Annotated in this window: 24 protein-coding genes, 1 tRNA gene and 4 pseudogenes; 16 read left to right on the top strand and 13 right to left on the bottom strand. The window is 40.3% G+C overall.

Annotated elements, in window-relative coordinates:
- Window position 1: 1 nt before the first annotated feature.
- The 4 genes from treC to WDV75_RS00555 all read left to right on the top strand — a co-directional run bounded on the left by treC (window position 2) and on the right by WDV75_RS00555 (window position 4,116).
- Complete coding sequence (treC, locus tag WDV75_RS00570; RefSeq protein WP_273559353.1) at window positions 2-1,663, top strand: alpha,alpha-phosphotrehalase; 1,662 nt, start codon at window positions 2-4, stop codon at window positions 1,661-1,663.
- Between the two features lie 256 nt (window positions 1,664-1,919).
- A complete protein-coding gene (locus WDV75_RS00565) occupies window positions 1,920-3,263 on the top strand; it encodes a hypothetical protein (protein ID WP_273559355.1) in 1,344 nt (447 codons plus the stop codon).
- A 94-nt stretch (window positions 3,264-3,357) separates the two neighbouring features.
- Window positions 3,358-3,789, top strand: coding sequence for a hypothetical protein (locus tag WDV75_RS00560; RefSeq protein WP_273559357.1), 432 nt, complete (start codon window positions 3,358-3,360; stop codon window positions 3,787-3,789).
- Window positions 3,790-4,116: a lysozyme inhibitor LprI family protein gene (locus WDV75_RS00555; RefSeq protein ID WP_273559359.1), complete on the top strand. Its 327-nt coding sequence runs from the start codon at window positions 3,790-3,792 to the stop codon at window positions 4,114-4,116.
- A gap of 63 nt (window positions 4,117-4,179) precedes the next feature.
- On the opposite strand, the gene WDV75_RS00550 is transcribed toward WDV75_RS00555, so the two are convergent.
- Complete coding sequence (locus WDV75_RS00550) at window positions 4,180-4,629, bottom strand: GNAT family N-acetyltransferase (protein WP_273559361.1); 450 nt, start codon at window positions 4,627-4,629, stop codon at window positions 4,180-4,182.
- 130 nt (window positions 4,630-4,759) lie between these two features.
- Window positions 4,760-4,915 carry a DUF1240 domain-containing protein gene (locus WDV75_RS00545; RefSeq protein WP_338860512.1) on the bottom strand — a complete coding sequence of 52 codons (156 nt, stop codon included), beginning with the start codon at window positions 4,913-4,915 and terminating at the stop codon, window positions 4,760-4,762.
- Between the two features lie 232 nt (window positions 4,916-5,147).
- Here WDV75_RS00545 and WDV75_RS00540 point away from each other — a divergent pair, with 232 nt between their 5' ends.
- The 5 genes and pseudogenes from WDV75_RS00540 (at window position 5,148) to WDV75_RS00520 (ending at window position 9,377) form a co-directional block, all read left to right on the top strand.
- Window positions 5,148-5,390, top strand: coding sequence for a hypothetical protein (locus WDV75_RS00540; protein ID WP_338860510.1), 243 nt, complete (start codon window positions 5,148-5,150; stop codon window positions 5,388-5,390).
- Window positions 5,321-6,364, top strand: a pseudogene (gene tssI / locus WDV75_RS00535) (type VI secretion system tip protein TssI/VgrG); the annotation flags it as partial. The gene WDV75_RS00540 and the pseudogene tssI, both read left to right, overlap by 70 nt.
- Window positions 6,361-7,146 carry a DUF4123 domain-containing protein gene (locus WDV75_RS00530; protein ID WP_273559364.1) on the top strand — a complete coding sequence of 262 codons (786 nt, stop codon included), beginning with the start codon at window positions 6,361-6,363 and terminating at the stop codon, window positions 7,144-7,146. The pseudogene tssI and the gene WDV75_RS00530, both read left to right, overlap by 4 nt.
- 20 nt (window positions 7,147-7,166) lie before the next feature.
- Window positions 7,167-9,095, top strand: coding sequence for an S-type pyocin domain-containing protein (locus WDV75_RS00525; protein WP_273559365.1), 1,929 nt, complete (start codon window positions 7,167-7,169; stop codon window positions 9,093-9,095).
- A 12-nt stretch (window positions 9,096-9,107) separates the two neighbouring features.
- Window positions 9,108-9,377, top strand: a complete 270-nt coding sequence (locus WDV75_RS00520; protein ID WP_273559366.1) for an immunity protein — start codon at window positions 9,108-9,110, stop codon at window positions 9,375-9,377.
- 67 nt (window positions 9,378-9,444) lie between these two features.
- Here the strand turns inward: WDV75_RS00520 and WDV75_RS00515 are convergent.
- Window positions 9,445-9,594 (bottom strand): annotated as a pseudogene (locus tag WDV75_RS00515) (DUF927 domain-containing protein); the annotation flags it as partial.
- Between WDV75_RS00515 and WDV75_RS00510 the strand changes: the two are divergent.
- From WDV75_RS00510 to WDV75_RS00500, 3 genes are all read left to right on the top strand, one after another.
- Window positions 9,545-9,784, top strand: coding sequence for a hypothetical protein (locus tag WDV75_RS00510; RefSeq protein WP_273559368.1), 240 nt, complete (start codon window positions 9,545-9,547; stop codon window positions 9,782-9,784). The pseudogene WDV75_RS00515 and the gene WDV75_RS00510 overlap by 50 nt on opposite strands.
- Window positions 9,785-9,889: 105 nt before the next feature.
- Window positions 9,890-10,531 carry an S-type pyocin domain-containing protein gene (locus tag WDV75_RS00505; RefSeq protein ID WP_273559370.1) on the top strand — a complete coding sequence of 214 codons (642 nt, stop codon included), beginning with the start codon at window positions 9,890-9,892 and terminating at the stop codon, window positions 10,529-10,531.
- Window positions 10,531-10,803 carry an immunity protein gene (locus tag WDV75_RS00500; protein WP_273559371.1) on the top strand — a complete coding sequence of 91 codons (273 nt, stop codon included), beginning with the start codon at window positions 10,531-10,533 and terminating at the stop codon, window positions 10,801-10,803. Before WDV75_RS00505 ends, WDV75_RS00500 begins: the two co-directional genes overlap by 1 nt.
- Before the next feature lie 111 nt (window positions 10,804-10,914).
- Here WDV75_RS00500 and WDV75_RS00495 read toward each other — a convergent pair.
- A pseudogene (locus tag WDV75_RS00495) lies at window positions 10,915-11,450 on the bottom strand (IS5 family transposase); the annotation flags it as partial.
- Here WDV75_RS00495 and WDV75_RS00490 point away from each other — a divergent pair.
- Window positions 11,405-11,731 (top strand): hypothetical protein, encoded by a 327-nt coding sequence (locus WDV75_RS00490; protein ID WP_273559414.1) that lies wholly within the window; start codon window positions 11,405-11,407, stop codon window positions 11,729-11,731. The pseudogene WDV75_RS00495 and the gene WDV75_RS00490 overlap by 46 nt on opposite strands.
- 15 nt (window positions 11,732-11,746) lie before the next feature.
- The gene (locus WDV75_RS00485; protein WP_273559372.1) at window positions 11,747-12,145 is read left to right on the top strand and encodes a hypothetical protein; all 399 of its coding nucleotides are present in this window, start codon (window positions 11,747-11,749) and stop codon (window positions 12,143-12,145) included.
- Window positions 12,146-12,560: 415 nt separating this feature from the next.
- Here WDV75_RS00485 and WDV75_RS00480 read toward each other — a convergent pair whose 3' ends face one another.
- A complete protein-coding gene (locus tag WDV75_RS00480) occupies window positions 12,561-12,878 on the bottom strand; it encodes a hypothetical protein (protein WP_273559373.1) in 318 nt (105 codons plus the stop codon).
- A gap of 306 nt (window positions 12,879-13,184) precedes the next feature.
- A tRNA-Sec gene (locus tag WDV75_RS00475) sits at window positions 13,185-13,279 on the bottom strand.
- A 225-nt stretch (window positions 13,280-13,504) separates the two neighbouring features.
- On the opposite strand from WDV75_RS00475, the gene prlC reads away from it, so the two are divergent.
- On the top strand, window positions 13,505-15,547 hold the full coding sequence (prlC, locus tag WDV75_RS00470; protein ID WP_273559374.1) for an oligopeptidase A: 2,043 nt from the start codon (window positions 13,505-13,507) through the stop codon (window positions 15,545-15,547).
- A gap of 6 nt (window positions 15,548-15,553) precedes the next feature.
- Complete coding sequence (rsmJ, locus tag WDV75_RS00465; protein WP_273559375.1) at window positions 15,554-16,297, top strand: 16S rRNA (guanine(1516)-N(2))-methyltransferase RsmJ; 744 nt, start codon at window positions 15,554-15,556, stop codon at window positions 16,295-16,297.
- Window positions 16,298-16,357: 60 nt separating this feature from the next.
- Here the strand turns inward: rsmJ and WDV75_RS00460 are convergent.
- The 7 genes and pseudogenes from WDV75_RS00460 to WDV75_RS00430 all read right to left on the bottom strand — a co-directional run.
- Window positions 16,358-16,577: pseudogene (locus WDV75_RS00460) on the bottom strand (IS982 family transposase); the annotation flags it as partial.
- Window positions 16,578-16,592: 15 nt separating this feature from the next.
- Window positions 16,593-17,621, bottom strand: a complete 1,029-nt coding sequence (locus tag WDV75_RS00455) for a formylglycine-generating enzyme family protein (RefSeq protein WP_273559376.1) — start codon at window positions 17,619-17,621, stop codon at window positions 16,593-16,595.
- Between the two features lies 1 nt (window position 17,622).
- Window positions 17,623-19,299, bottom strand: coding sequence for a WD40 repeat domain-containing protein (locus WDV75_RS00450; protein WP_273559378.1), 1,677 nt, complete (start codon window positions 19,297-19,299; stop codon window positions 17,623-17,625).
- A gap of 167 nt (window positions 19,300-19,466) precedes the next feature.
- Entirely contained in the window at window positions 19,467-20,237 is a 771-nt protein-coding gene (locus WDV75_RS00445; RefSeq protein ID WP_273559380.1) for an ABC-2 family transporter protein, read from the bottom strand.
- Window positions 20,230-20,982 (bottom strand): ABC transporter permease, encoded by a 753-nt coding sequence (locus tag WDV75_RS00440; protein ID WP_273559382.1) that lies wholly within the window; start codon window positions 20,980-20,982, stop codon window positions 20,230-20,232. Before WDV75_RS00440 ends, WDV75_RS00445 begins: the two co-directional genes overlap by 8 nt.
- The gene (locus tag WDV75_RS00435; protein ID WP_273559384.1) at window positions 20,972-21,739 is read right to left on the bottom strand and encodes an ATP-binding cassette domain-containing protein; all 768 of its coding nucleotides are present in this window, start codon (window positions 21,737-21,739) and stop codon (window positions 20,972-20,974) included. Before WDV75_RS00435 ends, WDV75_RS00440 begins: the two co-directional genes overlap by 11 nt.
- A 1-nt stretch (window position 21,740) precedes the next feature.
- Entirely contained in the window at window positions 21,741-22,433 is a 693-nt protein-coding gene (locus WDV75_RS00430) for a hypothetical protein (protein WP_273559387.1), read from the bottom strand.
- Window positions 22,434-22,480 lie beyond the last annotated feature (47 nt).

Genomic DNA, 22,480 nt, shown 5'->3' with positions numbered 1-22,480 from the left:
TATGACGGAACAAAAACCATGGTGGATGGATAGCGTTATCTACCAAATTTATCCAAAAAGTTTTCAGGATAGTACCGGTAGCGGTACGGGAGATATCAACGGGATCACCCAACGGCTGGATTATCTACAGCGTCTCGGTGTTGAAGCCATTTGGATCACCCCAATCTATCCCTCTCCGCAGGTTGATAATGGCTATGATGTCGCTGATTATTGTGCCATCAATCCTGATTATGGTTGTATGGAGGACTTTGATAATTTGGTGCAAAATGCCCATCGCCGTGGCATTCGCATTATTTTGGATATGGTTTTCAATCACACCTCAACCCAACATCCGTGGTTCCAAGCGGCACAGGATATTAATAGCCCTTACCGCCAGTTTTATATCTGGCGGGAGGGTTCTGAAGGTTCTCTACCCAATAACTGGAAATCCAAATTCGGTGGTAATGCGTGGCAATGGCATACAGAGAGTCAACAATATTACCTCCACCTGTTTGCGGTTGAACAAGCCGATTTAAATTGGGAGCACGCACCGGTTCGCGCTGAACTGAAGAAAATCTGTGAATTCTGGGCTGATCGTGGCGTTGATGGCTTACGTCTGGATGTCATTAACCTTGTCTCAAAACAGCAAGATTATCCTAACGATGATCACGGCGATGGCCGCCGATTCTACACCGATGGCCCGCGGATACACGAGTTTTTGCAAGAAATGAGCCGTGATGTTTTCCAGCCGAAAGGATTGATGACTGTTGGTGAAATGTCATCCACCAGCCTTGAGAACTGCCAACGCTATGCAGCCCTGGACGGAACGACGCTGTCCATGACGTTTAATTTTCACCATCTAAAAGTTGACTACCCAAATGGAGAAAAATGGACTCAGGCAAAACCAGATTACGTTGAACTGAAAAAGATTTTCTCAACATGGCAGCAGGGTATGCACCAAAAAGCCTGGAATGCACTTTTTTGGTGTAACCATGATCAACCGCGCATTGTTTCTCGGTTTGGTGATGAACATCAGTACCACAAAATATCCGCTAAAATGCTGGCAATGGTGCTACATGGTATGCAGGGTACGCCTTATATTTATCAGGGCGAAGAGCTGGGTATGACAAACCCTAACTTTACGCGTATTGAGGATTATCGGGATATCGAAAGCCTGAATATGTATCAAGAGCGTATTGAGAAAGGTATGCAATTAGAGGATATACTGGCAATTTTGGCGCAGAAATCCCGTGATAACAGCCGAACTCCCATGCAGTGGAATGATTCAGCAAACGCGGGTTTTACCACCGGAACACCGTGGATTGCACCTTGCAGTAATTACCCAGAGATCAACGCCGAAACCGTATTACAGGATGAAGATTCCGTCTTTTATTGCTACCACAATTTGATTAAATTGAGAAAGCAACAACCCATTCTGACATACGGTGATTACCTGGATCTGCTGCCAGAACATCCTTCATTGTGGTGCTATCTGCGTCGTTGGCAAGATCAAACCTTGCTGGTCATTGCAAACCTAAGCGCTGAAACCCAACATTGGTCTCCAGAACCGGCACTTTTAAGCAAAGAATGGCAGGTATTGATGAGCAATTACCCATCACCGGCAACAGTAGATCATGAAATTAAAATTAAACCTTATGAATCAATATATTTAATATCCAAATGATAATATTATTTATATATCGTCATTTTACATAATGTATTGTTTATAAAATACTTTAAATAACATACCTCACTAAAAATAAAGTGAGGTATGTTTTTCTCTTTCAAAAAAACGCTCAAAAACATAAGTTCACTTCATGCTTATTCGATACAAAAAACATTATTTAAATTCTGCTTGACATTTTACAATCCCGACTATAATTAAAAGTAACACACAAAAATAATAACGTATTGTTACTTTTAGCAAGGGGGAAATAATCATGCCTCAATTTGGAGAACATGCAAATCTCATACTCGTTAATAATACGAGCTCAGCTTGGAAAAGAATGTCCAGCACCGCCCAAAATGTGGATATTGCAAACTTACCAGATTCACTTATCCCTAAGAAATATGGATATATTTCTATTTCATACTATTACGATGATGATATAACCAATTGTAATTTTGACATCGAATATCAAATTCTGGATTCAGAAAATACTACTTTCAGAATACGTGGAAGGTATAAAAACGAACTTGGACGGTTTGACTTAGAAGTTTATCTGGAAAATTTAAAAACCAGCACCTATCAAAAAGGTTCTATAGTCAGCCTTGGCTGGAAAAAAAATGGATTAATTCAATTATTTTTTATTGGTGATATTGGTAGTTATACAGGACCTAATATAAACCCTGAATCCTGGATGCGAGAAAACATTAATATTTTAGCGGGCCTGCCACTAAAAAAAATGTGTATCACCGGTTCTCACGACGCAGGAATGAGTGCCGTCACTTGGAGTACAAAATTATCCTCAGAATGTAACACTTTGACTCAATCAAATAATATTTTAGGTCAGTTGAAATTAGGCATAAGATATTTTGATATTAGGCCAGTCCTTAGCGATGGTCAATTTTATACTGGTCACTACTTTAAAGCGGGATTCTTTTGGGAAGGTGCTAATGGTGAATCAATTGAGTCTATCATCAATGGAATTAATCAATTCATTGAATCTCACAATGAATTAATTATCATAAAACTTTCCCACTCCCTTAATTTAGATGTAGGTATATTTTCTTCATATCGTCCCTTTGACCGCGACCAGTGGTTTGACTTATTTGAGAACTTATCTCACATTGAACATTTATACTATAACTCATCTACAAAGAATATTTCTGATGTAAACTTCAATACCTTTACCGCTAATGGAACTCGCCCAGCCATTTTATTCTTTGTAGAAGATAAAGAATCTAATGTTGACTTAAGTGGGTATGAAAATGCAGGATTTTTTTATCTTAGTCAATTAAATATGTATCATCAGTATACTCATACTGATGACTATGCCGTTATGGCTCGTGACCAAATTAATAAAATGTGTGCTCATGCTCCAGAGCAATATTTCCAGTTAGAGTGGACACTGACTCAAACCGCTATAGAAGCATCGACATGTGCCGCAGGAATGAGCATCAGTATTAAAGAATTAGCCGATCAAGCCAATAGAGTGTTAATCGAATATCTTTACCCCAGCACCACAAGAACGGAATATCCTAATATTATTCTTATCGATAATGTGAAAGATACAATAGCGACAACTTTAGCCTTAGCTATCAATTCGTTGGTCTATAAATAACCTAAGACTCATGCAACAGCAGTATATTATATTATTGGCGCGACGACAAAATCTATGCCATACTTTTTGAATCTCAAACAAGGAGTATACCATTATGTTTTACTCAAGATACTTAACTTATTTGGGAGTCATCAGTCTACTATTATCTGCCTTTGCACAAGCACAAGTACCATCTCAACAATTATCGCCAGACCAGATAAAATACCTGCAACAGCAAATTAATGAACAAGTTACAGATAAATCTGCACTACCAATGGTAGAAAGTTGGTCAGATGCCAAAAAAGTGGCAGAGTTTATTTGTCGCCCTTTTGCCTTACCCATCATTAAGAAATATCATAAAGACGCAGATAAAATTTTCCTCGGTGTAGATTCCAAAGAAAGTATCAGACTCAAACAGCCTTCTGAATTAGTCGGCATCGGTATGTATAGGACGAATGATGGCTGGCATGACATTCGATTCTCCTGCAAATTAGATGCAACTGGCAAAGCTCGGTCATTCAGATTCTTTCCCATAAAGGAGAAGTAAATGAAATATCTCTGGTTTATATTACTTATTTTCTCCCCACTCAGTTTTGCGGCCAGTTTTGACTGTGCCAAAGCCAAGGCACCGGATGAGAAAGCAATTTGTTCAAACCCAAAGCTAAATGATCTGGATGTGGAATTAAGTGTGAAATATCATTTTCTGCGCGGATTGTTTGCCATGGGCGTATCTGGCGAAATGCATGATAACCAAACTGCATGGCTGAAACAGCGCTACAAATGCAAGGGCGATACAACCTGTTTGCTGCAAAGTTACCGCCAACGCATTAATCAACTTGATACGCTGTATAATTCAATAGAGAAACCGATTTGAGAATAATTAACTGAGAACTCAAGGAATAATTTTCTTTCCTTGAGTTTTTTGTGAAAAATCATGTTACTTTTTCTTATAAATATTTGGGCGAACTATCTGCCAAACACCATTTTCATGACTAACGGGAGAGTAGCCAAATTTTTCATATAACCAGGGTGCCGTTGACGTCACAAGCATAATTCTACGTAGCCGCTGCATAACGGGATGAGATTGACAACACGTTATCAACCAGCGGCCTAATTGTTGTTTTTGATATTCTTCCAAGACATAAACATCACATAGATAGCCGAACGTCGCAAAATCTGTGACAAACCTAGCAAATCCTATTTGAGTTTTATCTTTATACAACCCAAATGTCAGGCTGTTTTCAATAGCAAACCGTACAGTTTCGAGATCAATACCTTCCGCCCAACGGGAACGTGTCAGAAATTGATGGATAGAGGCAATATCTAAAAGCGATTTGTCTGTTGAAACTTGGTAGTTTTCTTTCTGCCAATGAAAGTGTTGTGCCATATTTTTATCCAACAGTAATAGTTATTTTCTTTAAAACAATATATAACACCATGATAACTACTCAAAATAGCCTCTAATTTTTAGAGGCTAAACAAGAGAAAACATGAGGGCAGAATATTTACAAAAATTTTCATTTACAGAGTGATAAGTTTTTTACATAGGTTGTTGGTGACATCCATGAAATTTTGTTACAAACCAAATAGCCATCATTTTTTAGTTTAAAATTAAAATAAGATGATACGGGCACACTCAAAATAAGTGAAATCAAAGCAACAACCCCAAACACCTTAATAAACGGGTCATAATATTTTGGTTTTCTTTAAGTTAGTATGAAATAGGTGGCACCTATAAGTCCCCATAAAACAAAAAGAAAGGAGAAAAATACAATAACCCCCCCCCCGCAGAAAAAGTTATTTCACTCTTCAATAGAACCAAAGAAAAAAATAAGTAGTAACTACATATTTCAGGCGCTGATAACGGATGATTTACTGGGGCGCCTTCACAACCAGATACACTTTTTGGGGATGGATGGGAAAGCGGCGAATACCCTGTCACCTCAGTCCGTATGTGCCCATCTCATCGGCTACCATGCGCAGGCCATGAAGCTGGGTATCGGTGACATTACGCTGACACAAGAGTCGGTGCCTGCCCATTTACATGCCTGCAATATCACACCGGTTTCCCCCGATTTATCACCATCCACCACCACGGACGCTGCCCGCAGGCACTGGGAGACAACAGCGGTGCAGGCACCACACTGAGCAACCAATTCGGCTTTATGGATGGCCTGGCGGACTGGCGCCCGCCTTTCCACTACAAACCGCTGGCTGACGGTGATGAAAGCGCGACGGTGGTCGGGCCGGAAGGGGAAGAAATTTTCGTCAATAAAGACGGCGCGATAAAAGTCCATTTTCATTGGAACCGCTACGACAAGGCCGATGACAGGGCATCCTGCTGGGTTCGGGTGGCACAGGGCTGGAACGGCAACGGTTTTGGCTTTATGGCTATTCCGCGCATCGGGCAGGAAGTCATTGTCTCTTACCTCAATGGCGATATTGACCGCCCCATTGTCACGGGGTGCGTTTACAACGCTGTCAACCGGCCGCCGCTGAATTTGCCTGCCGAAAAAACCCGTACCACGTTCAAAACCCAGACCCACAAGGGGGAAGGATTTAACGAGCTGCGCTTTGAAGACGCCAAAGGCAGTGAAGAGGTTTATATCCACGCCCAGAAAGACTTCACCGGCCAGATAGAAAATGACGTTCTCTGGCATATCAAGCATGACCAGAAACTGCGCATTGACAATAACCATTACAGCGATATTCAGGTGGATGAACATTCGCAGGTGCAGGGGGGCCGCAAATACTCCACCGAAGGGGATGTTTCCCACCGCATCGCCGGCTCACAACATATTCAGGCGGGTGATGCACTGGTGACTGAAAGCGGACAGGAAACGCATCATAAAAGTGGCGGAAAAATAGTTCTGGAAGCAGCAACCGAAATTACCTTAAAGGTGGGCGGTAGCTTTGTCAAAGTGACACCGGCAGGTATTCAGTCCTCACCGATTAACGTCGGGCAAGGCACTGGTGGCAGTGGGCGGGGCATCACGCTGCAACTCCCTGACGGCGTGCCTGCGCTGCCAGTGGTGAAGTTTCCGGTCAAAAAATATTGCGCATTGCAGGCACAGGAAAATGCCGCCTGGGTGATTAAAGCGCCGCAGGGAGGCCAGTCATGACTTATTCCACCCAAAAAACAAGCTGGACAACCTGGCTGGGCGAACCCGATAAATCGCCGGTTTACCTTATCGTCAACCCGCTTGCTGCCCCCAGCCCTGTCAACACCTTGTATGCGAATGATTGGGTCGAGCAGGCGCTTCCCCTCTATAACGGCACGCCACTCGCCCACCTGATGGAGCAGGGACCGTGGCTTATCCAGCCGAAAATGGACTGTCTTCCCCCTCTTGCGCGCCTGCTTGACCGCCGCGCATTCAGCGATGGCAGTTGGGGCTGGGCATACCGTAGCGACGCGGGCTGGCAGACACAACTGGCTCACTGGCAACGTCACCAGCTCGTGACCCTGCGCGATGAACAGGTTGTCTTCCGGTTCATGGATACGCGCATCCTGCGGGTATTGATGCCTGCCATGCAGCCGACGGACTGGACATCCCTGCTTAATCCGGTCATTGAACTGATGGCGGATATGCCAGCGCCAACCGCTTTCCTTCGCCCGGCAGAATGCCCGTTCAGCCAGACTGAACGCCCTTTTGTACTGGAGCCACACCTGATAGCCGCGTGGGAACAGTCCGATTTTGCGTTGGAAGGGCTCGCAAAAACACTGATGTATGAACTGTGGGAAGCACAGGGCGAACAGGCTCTGAAACTGGACACCCCCGAAGGTGCCCTGCTCCGCCGCCTTGAAAAATGGCTGCGCCAGCACCGCCAACAGGGTGCACGTTTACAGGCACTGACCCTCAATGACTTTCTGGCAGACAGCGGTATGGGTGCGCCACGGACCTAATCAATAAAGGATTTAATCGAATGAGTGACACAGGAAGATTGGATTGTGTTCCCTGCAATAAATTCAGGCACTGGCTGGAATTTCAGTTACTAGACAATCAGGGCAAGCCATTAGCCGGTATCCCCTATCACCTGAAAAGTCGGGATGGTGTTATCAATGCCCGTGGCGTGACGGATGGTCAGGGCATACTGCGGGAGGAAAATTTATCATCGCTGCCTATGACGCTGCATGTGGAGGCGCAGAAACTGGCAGACCAGTTGGTTGAAAAATCCACGGCTACAGCGGTAAAAATCGCAAAAACGCTGGGTTCTTCACCCGCGATTATGCCGGGCGAACTCAGTGATGGCCTGCCGAAGATCGAAGGCTGGACAGAAGCCACCCTGCAAACAAGATATTACGCTGACCCCGAATATTCGGGCATCACGGTCATGCCTGAACATAACTGTCGGCATGTGATCGCTGTTGAACGTATTGCCAAACCGGTATTTGCAAAATCCTGCCTGCAACCTTTGGGTTGCACCGATGCAGGCACAGAGACCGAGCCCGCCACCAATTTTGGCCAATTGCAGGTTTACCTGCCCGTATCAGCACCGCAAACACCCGCAATGGCTTCGGCGGCGCAAAATAAAAACACGCCGCCATGGTATATGGTGCCGATAGGATGGCTGCTTGATCAGGTGGTGCCACCGGCACAAGCCAATCCGCTGATATTTCAGGCAATAGAAACGCAGATGGCATTAAATGCTGCTGCGGGTGCTGCGGGTACGGCGAGTAATAACGAGGGATCATGGGAAACCCAAAGCGCGCCTCCACGGCTTTCGGAGAAAGAGAAACTGTTCATGGCCGCCATCTCTTCCACACCGGCGGACCGGGCACAGGCCGTTTGGGGGGCAATGAAACGGGCATTGGGCGCTGACAGTGACACGGCTCAACACCAGCTCGAAAGACTGAAACAACTGGCGGATCAAAAAGGCCGTGCAGAGACACGTGTTCGCTATCGTTTTGTGGAAGACGAGAAGACCGGAGTAGTGAAGGTGGTTGGCTACCATACCCGCGAAGGAAGCGGTATGGATATGGTTAAAGTGCGTCATGTGAAGCAAACTGCCCCGGGAACCTATGAATTTCGGGAGGATGGCGCGGATTCACCTATACTGGTCTGGTACACGACAGCGTCATCAATGTATCAGGCATTATCACCGCAGGACTTGCCTCAATATTTTAACCAGCGTGGCACGCCAATCAATGTCAACACCGTGCCGCTCGATGATCCGAGCCTGACCGGTCAAACACCCGGTCTGGAAATCCCGGCGCAGCCAACGTGGCGGGACGGTATTATGGTCAACCCGCAGCAAGATCCGAATGAAATGGCGGGGAACAAGACGGAAACGCCGATAGCGGATGGAACAGACCGCGGGCCAACGAAGACGACCACGCCGATACAGGAAAGTGATTTCCGCGATTATATTCTGGTCTTCCCGATTGAGGGCGTGCCGGCGGTTTATGTTTATTTGAGCGATCCTTATGGTGGAACGGAAAAAGGTAAATACAGTGGTCGTACTTATGATCCAGCCAAAGCCGGTGGCCCTATTCAGGATTTAGATTGGCGAAATGTTGAAATTACACAAGAAGGATTAGATAAAGTTAAACTGCATACCAGCAGGTTTGAAAAAAGTATTGACAATACAATAATGATTGAACGTTTAGAAAAAATTCTATCGGGAGAGATTACTACCACTGATTATGATAGGCGATATTACACACATGAAATAAGAGAATTAGAACGTTATCGCGCTATAGGCGTTCCCGATGGTGTTCATGATGAAGATATTTGGAATCATGCCCATGCTGCAACTCTGGAGGATTACAAAATTCATGAAAGAACGTATCCTTTATACACTCCTGAGGCCATTCATGCAGCTGATCTTGAAGAAGAAGCTAAATATAAATAGAAGGGTAATCATATGCGTCCATTAGAACAAATGATAAAAAATGAATCAGTTGAGGATATACTTTTATTTTTTTCTCTTAAAAGCTCGTATCCATCCATAGATCGCATGTATGTAAGATTTAATTTTGAAGTTATCGAAAAAAACGAGCTATGGACAACATACAAAAGACTACTAGACGAGGGAAAGCTAGCTAAAGATGGTAAAGGAAAGACAATTAAAGGTCCAAATTGGAAAGAGCCTAAATTTTCCAGAACAAAAAAATATAACAATTTAATTGAATAACATAAAAAAATAATATTTAAAATGGATTAATAAAAGCTATTTGTTTAAACAAATAGCTTTTATTTGATTCGCGTTTGCCCTGAATTTTGCCGACACCGTTAAACAGGCTGTAGGCACTGTTAGCGACCTCTTTCGGGTTAGAACTTTGTCCGATTTCGTCAATGGGCATGAAACCATCATTACGGGCGGCGGATTCATTATTTAAACCGTGGTTTGTGCCATGCCACGATACCCGCGAAGGAAGCGGTATGGATATGGTTAAAGTGCGTCATGTGAAGCAAACTGCCCCGGGAACCTATGAATTTCGGGAGGATGGCGCGGATTCACCTATACTGGTCTGGTACACGACAGCGTCATCAATGTATCAGGCATTATCACCGCAGGACTTGCCTCAATATTTTAACTAGCGTGGCACGCCAATCAATGTCAACACCGTGCCGCTCGATGATTCGAGCCTGACCGGTCAAACCCCCGGTCTGGAAATTCCGGCGCAGCCCACATGGCGGAACGGGATGATGGTCAACCCGCAGCAAGATCCGAATGAAATGGCGGGGAACAAGACGGAAACGCCGATAGCGGATGGAACAGACCGCGGGCCAACGAAGACGACCACGCCGATACAGGAAAGTGATTTCCGCGATTATATTCTGGTCTTCCCGATTGAGGGCGTGCCGGCGGTTTATGTTTATTTGAGCGATCCTTATGGTGGAACGGAAAAAGGTAAATACAGTGGTCGTACTTATGATCCAGCCAAAGCCGGTGGCCCTATTCAGGATTTAGATTGGCGAAATGTTGAAATTACACAAGAAGGATTAGATAAAGTTAAACTGCATACCAGCAGGTTTGAAAAAAATATAGGCAATACAATGATGATTGAACGTTTAGAGCAAATTATTTCAGGAGAGATACCAGTTACAGATTATGATAAGCGTTACTACACACATGAAATAAGAGAACTAGAACGTTATCGTACTGTAGGTATTCCTGATGGTGTTCATGATAAAGATATTTGGAATCACGCTCATACGGCAACTCTGGAAGATTATAAAATTAATGAAAGTACTTTACCTTTGTATACACCTGAAGCTAAAAATGCGGCTGATGAGGAAGAATATAGAGAAGCAATGGGGCTAATAAAGAGAGGAAGGTATTAATGTCAATGATGAAATTGATTATTGAAAATGAATCTGTTGAAGACGTTCTGATGGTTTTTGCACTTACAGCCTCTTATCCATCATTGGACAGAATGTACACAGACTATAAATTTGAAGCTATTGCTAATCAAGATGTTTGGATTACTTTACAAAGATTGATAAAAGAGGGTAAATTATCTGAAGGGCATAATGGTACAATAATCAAAGGACCTAATTGGGTTGCTCCAGATTTTGTAAAAAGTGGAAAATATGATTCTGCATATAAAGAATAATCTAAAATAGTAAATATCTTTATTTGTATTAGCTAATAAATTTAAAAAGGAGAAGTAATGACTCTCCTTTTTAAAAAATACTAAGGGCTGTTGATGTTCTAAGGTCATAATTCAATCAACCCACATCGGCAACCAGACAATGATAAATGCCAGTGCCACCACGTGGCGATAACGGTATAAACATTTATCAAAATGTTGGCCTGCTTTTCGACTATTTTTGCGGTAAGGGATCACCGGGTGGCTTCTCGTTGTTCAATAAATGTTCTGAAACGCTGGCTGTCATATCCTTTGTCAGCAATAACGACTTCGGATAAGGGGGACTCAGAGACAAGACTTTCTGCATGAACACTATCGTAAGCCTGTCCCCCGAAGAGTTCAAAATGAACGGGCAAACCTCCGCTGTCTACCGCTAAATGGATCTTGGTTGAACGCCCGCCACAACTTTTACCAATCGCCTCATTGTTATCTGAAGCTGCTCCGGCACTATGCTGGTGAGCACGAACGATAGTTCCATCAATAAACAACCGTTCTGTATTCGCAATATCAGATAACCATTTGAAAATAAGCTGTAAAATACTCTTCTTCGACCAGGCATTAAAACGTGAAAAGACGCTATTCCATTTACCGAATTTTGTCGGTAAATCACGCTTATCGAGCAAAAACAGGTTATACACCTGATGGTAGGAATGGCAAGCCAACAGATTCTACTAGATTTCTATCTTATAAAGATCAATATGAAGCAATACAAAAAGCTTTACCTCTATACAATCCAGAAATTCATAAAACAGGCAGAGTAGATTTTGATATGGGGAAAGTTGTTTCAGAAGGTTATAAAAAAGGAGGGAAAGAATATTTTGAAACCTCAACAGTTAGAGCTGGTTTTGATAAAAAAACAGGAAAGATTTATAGCATATTTGGAATTGAATAATAATTGGATTAGGAAATGAAAAAAATAAAAATAAGTGAAGGGTATATATATATGTTTTGGGCTCCATTAGCTGGAGGTCCGCATATTGATCATAGCCTATTAGACTTAAATCTTAATAATGTGAAAAGCATAGAAAAATTGGTTAATGAGTTATTGTTTTTAGAATATAATGAATTTTCCATGTCATGGAAACATAGATGTAAAGAAAGTTTTAAATATGTAATTCGTTATGCTAGTGATGAAAAATTAACACGTTATTATGATTCTGGTGCCCCTCAAATACTACTACCAGATATGATACCTGTCAGAGCTTTTTATATTTATGTCTGGAAATTCATGTTTGGTGACGAAAGCTATGAAGCTGCAAATCTTGAAGATTATGAGATAATATCAAGGTTTGATATATTTAACTAATTTGTTATTATAAAAATAACTTAACAATACCACTTCACAAAGCCTATCTTTATATTTTTGATAGGCTTTCAATATTTGGTGAAAATTACATAATCAAGGTGTTAAAATAATAACCTGACATTCCGCACCGCATTCATAATTTGTTGTTTTAATTAAGAATCAATAGGCATTCAAATTTCATAAAATCGATTTAAAATCAGGGTATTACAGATATAGCTGCGGAATGACGGATGACCATTTCCGACAAGATTGAACGAGTATTATTTGATTTGATATCAAAACTAGGTTGTGTCCCTTAATTATATAATCTCCGGTAAAAGAGTCGGTACGACAAACCGCCCCTGAGTGACATTTACTGAAATGGTTTTACTGATAAAGCGGTCTTTTTCAGCTTTAACCAACATTCCGGCCTCTTCTAAGGATTCAAAACCCGATTTTTTCTGCAATCCCTGCAATATTTCTTCTTCAAATACACTGGGGATAAATGATATTTCACCTGTCCATCATCACAATGATTATTCACCAGATACCCGGCAAGATCATTAATTCTCATGGCGTGTGACGTATCAATATCACCGTTTGGCCTGCCGTAGGTGTAAGGCTGGAAGCGTGAAAGTCCGTATTTCTGGATAAAGTCACGGGTACGGGTAACAACCTGATATTTTTCCCTGTTTCCAATGCCAAAATCCGCTAACCAGTCATCGAAACTTTGCTTTATCGCTGCATGACACACTTCTTTACTCCAGCCAGTAATATGAGTCGCCAGCTCTCCGGTGGCGTCTAGTAACGCGAGCGAACAGCCACACGTTTTACTTGGGCTGAGGCTTCTTCTGGCAGGCCATCAAGCCACTCTTTCTCTTTACTGGCGGTCACTTCGATTTATCAGCTTTGGATTTATGCCACTCTCTCGTTATGGCTTCGAATGTGTTGTGTTGCTTAGCTTGTATTAGCTGGCTAATTTCTTTTGCTTTTTATCAATATTCGGATCTTGCTTCAGCCAAGGAAATGTCAGGATAAACCGCCACCATCAGACAAAAAGTGGCGGAAGATCACAGGAGTTGAACCTGCCGAGGGCCGCGGGCGGCCCCATCTGGATTTGAAGTCCAGCCGCCCCACCGGGAACGATGATCTTCCATTAATAGAATTGATGAAGAGCAGGGATTATAGCGCGTCTCCAAGAATATCTAAACTTCTCCGCAACTTCACAGATCCCTGACAGAAAAAGAACCTAATTGTTCGCACAAAAGTGCGGCATTAGCATTGAACTCACGATATCTTATCCCCATCTATCGTCAACAACCCATTGGGATACGGGGCTGGTTTCAGCCTATACCCAAATACACATATAAGGCGCTCATTATGACTAATCCGTTACTGATATCTTCTGTATTGCCTAAGTTCTCTGCAATCGAACCAAAGCATGTTGTGCCTGCTGTGAAAGAGACGTTAACCAATCACCGCCAAGTCATTGAGAAGATTTTATCTGAAAACACTGCTTTTACCTGGGATAACCTGTGCCAACCCATTTCAGAAGAGAAAGACAGGCTTTCCCGTATGTGGTCGCCAGTCGAACACCTAAATGCGGTCAAGAATAGTCCAGAGCTTCGCGAAGCCTATGAGCAAAGCCTGCCCCTGCTCTCTGAATTCGATACCTGGTTGGGACAACACAAAAGGTTATATCAAGCATATAAATCGCTAAAAGAGAGCCAAATCTTCGAAACCCTTTCCCAGCCACAGCGCAAGGCTATTGAAGATACGTTGCGTGATTTTGAATTGACCGGCATTGGCTTACCAGAAGAGAAACAGAAACGTTACGGTAAAATTACTGCTCGTTTATCTGAGCTGGGTGCAAAGTTCGGCAATAATTTGCTGGATGCCACTATGGGATGGACCAAGCTGATTACCGACGAGGGTGATCTGGCCGGTTTGCCTGAAAGTGCCAAAGCCGCAGCCAAGGCCTCCGCCGAAGCCAAGGGGCTGGATGGGTGGTTGCTGACACTCAATATGCCAAGTTATCTGCCAGTCATGACCTATGGCGATAATCGTGAACTGCGCAAAGAAATGTATTATGCCTATGCGACCCGTGCTTCTGATCAAGGGCCAGATGCCGGAAAGTGGGATAACAGCGAAGTGATGGCGGAACTACTTGCATTACGTCATGAACTCGCCCAATTATTGGGGTTCAAGAACTATGCTGAAAGTTCCCTGGCAACCAAAATGGCTGAAACACCTCAGCAGGTACTCGATTTCCTGAACGATCTGGCCAAACGCGCCCATCAACAAGGTCAAGAAGAGTTGGAAACACTCACTAACTTCGCCAAATCTCATCACGGTGTTGATGGGCTGGAAGCGTGGGATCTGGCATATTACAGCGAAAAACAAAAGCAGCATGACTTCTCCATTGATGATGAACGACTGCGCCCTTACTTCCCGGAACAACGAGCGCTGGAAGGGTTGTTTGAAGTCATTCGCCGCATTTATGGCATTACCGCCAAAGAACGCCACGATGTAGATACATGGCATCCTGATGTACGTTTCTTTGATCTGTATGATGATCAGCAGGTATTGCGTGGCAGTTTCTATTTAGATCTTTACGCCCGTGAACATAAACGCGGTGGCGCATGGATGAATAGTTATGTCGGCAGAATGCGCCATGCATCTGGCGAGTTGCAAATTCCTGTCGCTTATCTGACTTGTAATTTTAACAAACCAGTCGGTGATCAACCTGCCCTGTTTACCCACGATGAAGTGACAACACTGTTCCACGAGTTTGGGCATGGCTTGCACCATATGCTGACCGAAATTGAAGTCTTAGATGTGGCCGGCATCAGTGGTGTGCCGTGGGATGCAGTAGAGTGTCCAAGCCAGTTTATGGAAAACTGGTGCTGGGAGCCGGAAGCACTGGCATTTATCTCCGGTCACTATCAAACTCAGGAACCCCTGCCACAAGAGATGCTGGATAATATGCTGGCGGCCAAAAACTATCAGGCCGCAATGAAGATCCTGCGCCAGCTTGAGTTTGGTCTGTTCGATTTCCGCTTACATGTGGAATATGATCCAGCCAAAGGAGCGCAAATCCTGGAAACGCTGCAATCAGTGAAAAAACAAGTTGCGGTTGTGCCATCGCCAGATTGGGGACGCTTCCCGCACTCCTTTAGCCACATCTTTAATGGTGGTTATGCAGCGGGTTATTACAGCTATCTGTGGGCGGATGTGCTGGCAGCCGATGCCTATTCTCGCTTCTCAGAAGAAGGGATTTTCAATCGCACAACCGGTCAGTCATTTCTCGACAATATTTTGTCCCGCGGCGGCTCAGAAGATCCAATGACACTGTTTGTCCGCTTCCGGGGCCGTAAACCAGAACTGGATGCAATGCTGAAGAGCTACGGCATCGGCGGATAATCACCTGTGAAAATTTGTTTGATTTGTGAAGAAGGCGCTGATCGCAGCGCCTTATCGTTATTGGCTGAACGTTGGGGTCTGATCCACGATGAAGATTCAGTCATGGCGCTGGTATTGACACCCGAACGACTCGAATTGCGCAAGCGCGATGAGCCTAAGCTGGGCGGGATTTATGTCGATTTTGTCAGCGGAACAATGGCGCACCGTCGTCGCTTTGGTGGTGGTCGTGGCGAAGCCGTCGCGAAAGCCGTCGGCATCAAGAAAGATTATTTACCCAATGTTGTGGATGCTACCGCTGGGTTGGGACGCGATGCTTTTGTGCTGGCTTCTATCGGCTGTCATGTCAGGATGTTAGAGCGCAACCCTGTGGTAGCAGCATTGTTGGATGACGGACTACAGCGTGGCTATCAAGATGAAGAGATTGGAAGCTGGCTGAAAGAACGCATGACGCTGATCCACGCCTCAAGCATTACAGCATTGACAGATATTACACCGCCGCCAGATGTGGTTTATCTTGATCCAATGTATCCACATAAGCAAAAGAGCGCGCTAGTCAAAAAAGAGATGCGGGTTTTCCAATCACTGGTCGGGGCAGATGAGGATGCTGATAGTTTACTGGAACCAGCCCGTGCATTGGCAAAACGTCGGGTTGTGGTAAAACGGCCAGATTATGCAGAACCACTGGCGGGTGTTAAAGCATCCGCTGCAATTACCACCAAAAATCACCGATTCGATATTTATCCTTGTTAGAAAAATAAACCCCATGTTACATATGGGGTTTTTAAATCATCTGACTAATCCGAATTCCGCTTAAACCGTCACTGGAAAATCTTCTTCTGAGTAGAAAACTTTCAGTGATGGTTTCTTCAATTTAAGGCAGTAAGCAATCAGTCCACCTAAAACGGTCAACAGAAATCCTTTTATACTTCGGTGGCGTTTCAGCCTGCGCACATATCTTCATGTTGCGACGCTTCTTCATGACGAAAGTGACACCCATTTTGGCTAATTCATCTGTTAATTCCTTATTCAAAATTCGAATTAACTCTCAAAGTAACTTTTCTGCAAGCCGAAACCCCATAATATATAGAGGAGAATTATATCTTCCATGGCGTCTTCTCGTTCTACACAAATCACGAAACCGGGTAAAACTACCACCACGAGCAACTTTATAATGCTTACCTTCAGTCAGCATTAAATCATCATACACAGTACTACCTGACTGATAAGGTAGGTAACTATCAGAAGTATATTCTTCAACATTTCCCGCTAAATCTAGATGACCAAAAGGTCCCATACCTAAAGGAAAGATACCTATTGGAGTCGCATCGACAATACCACTTTCAATACTGTTACAATGATCTGGCAGAAACTCATTTCCCCATGGAAACTCTCGCCCATCACCTCCAGTTGCAGCATACTCCCATTGTGCTTCACTCGGAATATGGAACTTTCTACCTGTCTTTTCACTTAGCCAGAGTGCATAAGACACAGCAGCATCATAAGACACTGAATAAACCGGATAATTAGCACGTTGATGAGGATACATACCCCAAGCCCAACTATCAGGGATCTCTTGATAACCTGTATCGCATAGAAAAATGTAATATTCATAGTTAGTTACACAATATCTGGCCAAACCAAAAGAATTAAGATTAAGTTCATAAGAAGGCACCTCCTTTAAAATCCACTCTTTCATTACTCCATATTGGGAATACGTCGAAACAATTTCATCTACATCATCAGAAGATAAACCCAAACGCACTTTTCCACCAGGAACAATAATAATATCAGGCTCAAATACAGAAATTCTCGTATCCCCTCTAATTGCAAGCAAATTACCAGCGACATATCTATGGGAAAAACATGCATTAAAGTCCCTAACTAGAGCTAGTAACATAAAACTATCTAACCTTGAATATTTATCATATATTTTAAATAATCCTCCCATCAAAGTTTCACATGTTTTATCAGGTAAACCCATCGCTTCTTTCATGGTCAAAGAGTTAATATCTTTACCTTCAATATTTATATTCTGAGTTTTAATACCTGTTAGGCTTAATTCATGTTTAATCATTTTAAGACCCATGGTTAAATACAAATTCAATTATTCCGTCATATGTTGAATAAATAAAGTCATCCTGCGTATATTTCATACTTGATATACCAGAGAATGAACGCCTCTCCCATAACACCCATTCGTTTATATTTAAATCATATACACCGATCCAACCAGTATAATTTCCTATAGAGATATAATTATTTTTAGTATCAAAAGCTACACATTTTATAGAATGAGAACTTGGTGTTTTTATTACTTCATAGTTTTCATTTTTCCAAATTCGGAGATTTAAATCTCGGCTAATACTCACAAACAATCCTTCTCTATTGCTATCACATCCATTTGCAATTTTTTCATGGGCTTTAGGAACATAAGCATAACATGAAAAATCTTCAGTATTATGTAATGCAACTGCTGCATTGGCACATACAGAGAAGATATATTTATCAGAAATAACAACACCTTTTATCGCATTTTTATGTAATGAAATTACATTGCAAACAACAATATCATTATCTATTTTTCTTAAAACAAGACCTTCTCCAGTGTATGTACCAACAAGACAAAACTGATCATTACCCCACGAAACAGCAGCACAATTTAGAGGAGAATGGTGTTCATATATAATATCACCAGTACAAGCATTAAATATTTTTCCCATCTGCCCGCCAGTAATAATTACATCTTGAAATTCGACCATAAAGTTACACAGACTTCCCATTTCAGCAAAGGGCTTGTTATTATAAAAAACTATACCAGCATCTCCGACGCTCCAAATATCCTTTCCTGAAACGTGAACAGCATTTAAGCCATATGTTGGTCTAATATGATCCTGATGCCATATTTTAGTAGAAATAGTATATTGAACATAACTATCACCAAATGATGCAAAAACCAAATTGTTACTATCAAGAAATGCACAAGATCTTGGCCAAACTATTGGAGGAAGCTCTGCTATATGATAACATTCAATATTATTATTCTTCGTTCTCCAAAGTTTCATTTTTCTATCGTAACTCAAACTTACCATTATTTTTTGGAAAGAGTCATAAACCAAGCGCTTAATACCCGCTTTATGTGCAGGTGTTATTGCTAACTTACCATTAATTATAGTTATGATTTCACCATTATCATTTCCAGCATAAATGACTCCATTAGGTGTAATGGCTATAGTATCAGTTTCTATATTATCAAGATCTATACATTCAATTTCTTTTTCAGCATCCACATCCCAAATTCGAATTGTACCATCATCACTGGAGCTTATTATATTTCCAGATAAGTTCCATTCCACAGATATTACATCCTTTAAATGCCCTTTCAAATGAGCTATGATATTTCCTTTATAATCAGAAATAATAATTGTTTTATCTCTAGAACACGTTGCAACAATATTTTTGTTGGGATGAAATGATATTGATTCTACATCATCAGTATGTGAATTTATAACCCCATATAATATCATATTTGGCAATGACCAAATACGACAAGTATAATCACTACTGACTGTTGCTACATAGTTACCGCAAGGACTGAAAGCACACTGATTTGCCAAATGGTCATGATATACTCTTCTAATGGGCTTCTTAGTGTAAGCATCCCATAAAATAACTTTATTATCATACCCAGCACTTAAGACAAATTTATCACCATAAGTAGCAACACCACTAATAGGAGAAATATGTTTATACATAAAATATATCCTTTATAGTTCAAGAAAATAAGATTTATTTTTTAGCAATCAAGTACCTTCTATACACATTAAACTTCAAGTTACAATTTACGACACGATATGAAACCTGATTTCTCCCCGCGAAGCGGGGAGAAATCACACGCATTTTGAAGTTGGATTGGTATAAATCACGTTATATATTTTGAATACCTTTTAATACCTATATCAAAAACAAATTTTGCTATAAAAATCAGAACCAATGTAACTAATGACTGAATAAAAAACCATTTTATGCTCATCACTCCACCCGCTACCGAAGCAGGAATACCTGTTATAAATAGACATGGAAGGATAAACATTAAGACAAAACGAACTGCACCATGAAAAGATTGTTCAGGTCGCACCAGGACTTTAAAACAGGGGTTTGAATTCTTAATACTGACTAATGATGCAGTCCAAAATATTGTTGATCTTATAATCCATGTAATTGAAGTTAGTATTAAAACGCCTTCAAATGACATAATTAAGTGTAAAAAAACTAATAAAACAGCAGTACCAAGATAAATATGCACAATAAAAAACAATACTAATGATAAAAATGATAATAAAAAATGCTCAAATGCAATATTAGTAGTAATATATAAGAACTGGGTATTTATGGGTAGTGTTAAATGAGGTTCTAATTTTAATGATCTAACTTTTTTAACTAAGAGAAAACTGCCCTTACCAAACAAAAAAAGATAAAAATTATCAACTAAACATACTGTAATAAAAAATATAAGAATAAAATTACTGGATAAAACACGACCTAAATATTGTGAATTTAAAATAGCATACCAAAAAAAACCTTGCGCTATATAATAGCTAAAATTAACCAGGGCTGATAGCCAGAAATTCAATGGGCTTTTTTTAGCTTCGGATAGCCCACATTTAAAGCCAACATATATAACTCTAAGCATTACCATTATATCCTTGATTGTATTTTAACATATAATTCCATATTAAATTAAAAATTAACATTAAGCTCATCATAACTAAAAATCCATTAAATATAAAAACAATAGATATTGAATTTGTTGCAATTTTAACTGGAACATAGGTAATATATTGAAACGGGATATAATTAAACGCTGATTTTAAAGTATCGCCAAATACATCCAATGGTATTAATGCACCTGAAAATACCCATGACAATGTGTCTTTAATAATTATAAAAGAGTAAGATCCTCTAAATTTGAATGCCATACATGACAATGTCATTGTTAAATATAAATTAACAAAAAAACCTATACATAAAGAAAAAAATAGATATATAAAGTTTGGAATTTCTTTTTGATATATTACTATAAATAAAATCAATGGTGACATTATAAAAAGCCTAGCCAGCATTTGACCAAGACCATATGCTGAATAATATATTAATATTGATTTAGGCATTATAATCAGTCTATCTATACTTCCATCTTCAATATGGAAAGATAAATTTTCTGGAAATCCATTAATACTGGTTAATTGAAATATTATAACAGACCATAATATGTAAATGATTATTTTATCATGTGTATAATTGACAAAGTCATTTGATTTCGTCATAGTATTCCAAAAAGACAACTCAACTGCATATAATGTTATTGTTAAAAATAAATAACCAAATATTATATTCTTAGCCCTAATTGTTTCAATGAAAGAAAATTTAGTTATCACAGAAAAGCCCCTCTAGATATAGCGCATTTTTTTCCTTTGTATCATTTTTATTTAAATCTATTTTTGATATTTCTCCACCTTTCAGGAAAAGGATATCTGTACAAATGTCTGCGATATCTAACATATTATGTGAGGTAATTAATATTTTACTTTCATTAAGTTCAGCATAATCTTTTAAGATATTGCGTAATAGTATTTGTGATTCTATATCCAATCCGATTGTAGGCTCGTCCAATATCAATAACTTAGGTCTGTTCAGTAAATGTATTAATAAGTTAGATTTCACAGACTGCCCCAGGGAACAGGTTTTGGCAGGCTTCCTCGCTATATTATTAAGACTCAACATTTCTATCATATTTTCAATATTATTGTTATCATAATTTCTCTTATATATCTTAGAAAAGAGCTCAATATTTTCATAAAGAGATAATTCTTCCCAAAGCATTGATTTATTACCAAAAACGATACCAAGATTAGATAAAAGATTAAGAGGCCTTCCATTTGAATTGATACCAAAAACAGTAATATTTCCTGAGTTTGGCGTTAAAATGCCTGAAATGAGTTTTATTAAAGTTGTTTTTCCTGCTCCATTTTTCCCTAAAAAACCAGTAATCTTGCTATCATTATTAAATATCTCAACATTTAAGTTATTAAATAAACTAACTTCAATTTCATTTAATCTGAAAATATTTTTAAAAATATTCCTTCCAATTTCTCGGCTTTTATAGCTAAAACATAGATCAGTAATTTTTATCATCTTAATTGACTATTCTTGTAAGAAGTATCTCATTATCATGCATAATGTATTCTTTTACTTTACTATTCCGCCCATAGACAATAAATTTTTCTTCATCTAAATTCATTATCCCTTTTGCGTAATCCTGATCCCAAAACAATTTACCTAATACTTCGCCAGTTTCTAAATGCCAGCTTAAAATATAACGATTGTAATTTATTCCTATAATAATGCTGCCATTATGAACAATGAAATCTTCAATAGTATTAAATCCGCCTTTATAATACTCTGATATGTTAACCCATGATTTTTCTTTTTCATTATATGTGATTAAGTCGATATTACTGGAATTAACTACCGCTAATTTATTTTTATTAATCCATTTCATTCTTTTAGGAATTTTACTATCAGTATATGCTACTACATGATACTCATTTGAGCTATCAAGTATGATTACATTTCCAAATCTTTCTCCAATGGCTAACATACATAAATCAAAATTAAACGATATAGACCATACTGGTTCTGATTCACTTTTATATATAACATTAACATCACCTTCTTCTATTTTATATACATTTCCAGATTCTGAAGCAATATATATAACATTGTTTAAACCAAAGCATAAATCACGTACAGGAGATCCAATTCTAATTATTTTAAAATCATCTTCAGAATTTTTAATCATAACTTTACCATTCGTACCACCTAACACAAGTAACTTATCATTCGAGATAGCTCGTTTTATATAGTATCCTTCGT

The sequence above is a fragment of the Xenorhabdus griffiniae genome, from assembly GCF_037265215.1.
Lineage (GTDB): Bacteria > Pseudomonadota > Gammaproteobacteria > Enterobacterales > Enterobacteriaceae > Xenorhabdus > Xenorhabdus griffiniae.
This window is presented reverse-complemented; position numbering and strand designations above follow the sequence as displayed.

Bases quoted from the DNA above. Each gene is read 5' to 3' on its own strand.
- WDV75_RS00485 (WP_273559372.1), top strand. From the start codon at position 11,747: ATGAAAAAAATAAAAATAAGTGAAGGGTATATATATATGTTTTGGGCT.
- WDV75_RS00445 (WP_273559380.1), bottom strand. From the start codon at position 20,237: ATGCTTAGAGTTATATATGTTGGCTTTAAATGTGGGCTATCCGAAGCT.
- WDV75_RS00520 (WP_273559366.1), top strand. From the start codon at position 9,108: ATGCGTCCATTAGAACAAATGATAAAAAATGAATCAGTTGAGGATATA.
- prlC (WP_273559374.1), top strand. From the start codon at position 13,505: ATGACTAATCCGTTACTGATATCTTCTGTATTGCCTAAGTTCTCTGCA.
- WDV75_RS00505 (WP_273559370.1), top strand. From the start codon at position 9,890: ATGATGGTCAACCCGCAGCAAGATCCGAATGAAATGGCGGGGAACAAG.
- WDV75_RS00450 (WP_273559378.1), bottom strand. From the start codon at position 19,299: ATGTATAAACATATTTCTCCTATTAGTGGTGTTGCTACTTATGGTGAT.
- WDV75_RS00525 (WP_273559365.1), top strand. From the start codon at position 7,167: ATGAGTGACACAGGAAGATTGGATTGTGTTCCCTGCAATAAATTCAGG.
- WDV75_RS00565 (WP_273559355.1), top strand. From the start codon at position 1,920: ATGCCTCAATTTGGAGAACATGCAAATCTCATACTCGTTAATAATACG.
- WDV75_RS00435 (WP_273559384.1), bottom strand. From the start codon at position 21,739: ATGATAAAAATTACTGATCTATGTTTTAGCTATAAAAGCCGAGAAATT.
- WDV75_RS00510 (WP_273559368.1), top strand. From the start codon at position 9,545: ATGAAACCATCATTACGGGCGGCGGATTCATTATTTAAACCGTGGTTT.
- treC (WP_273559353.1), top strand. From the start codon at position 2: ATGACGGAACAAAAACCATGGTGGATGGATAGCGTTATCTACCAAATT.
- WDV75_RS00560 (WP_273559357.1), top strand. From the start codon at position 3,358: ATGTTTTACTCAAGATACTTAACTTATTTGGGAGTCATCAGTCTACTA.
- WDV75_RS00550 (WP_273559361.1), bottom strand. From the start codon at position 4,629: ATGGCACAACACTTTCATTGGCAGAAAGAAAACTACCAAGTTTCAACA.
- WDV75_RS00530 (WP_273559364.1), top strand. From the start codon at position 6,361: ATGACTTATTCCACCCAAAAAACAAGCTGGACAACCTGGCTGGGCGAA.
- WDV75_RS00455 (WP_273559376.1), bottom strand. From the start codon at position 17,621: ATGATTAAACATGAATTAAGCCTAACAGGTATTAAAACTCAGAATATA.
- WDV75_RS00555 (WP_273559359.1), top strand. From the start codon at position 3,790: ATGAAATATCTCTGGTTTATATTACTTATTTTCTCCCCACTCAGTTTT.
- WDV75_RS00500 (WP_273559371.1), top strand. From the start codon at position 10,531: ATGTCAATGATGAAATTGATTATTGAAAATGAATCTGTTGAAGACGTT.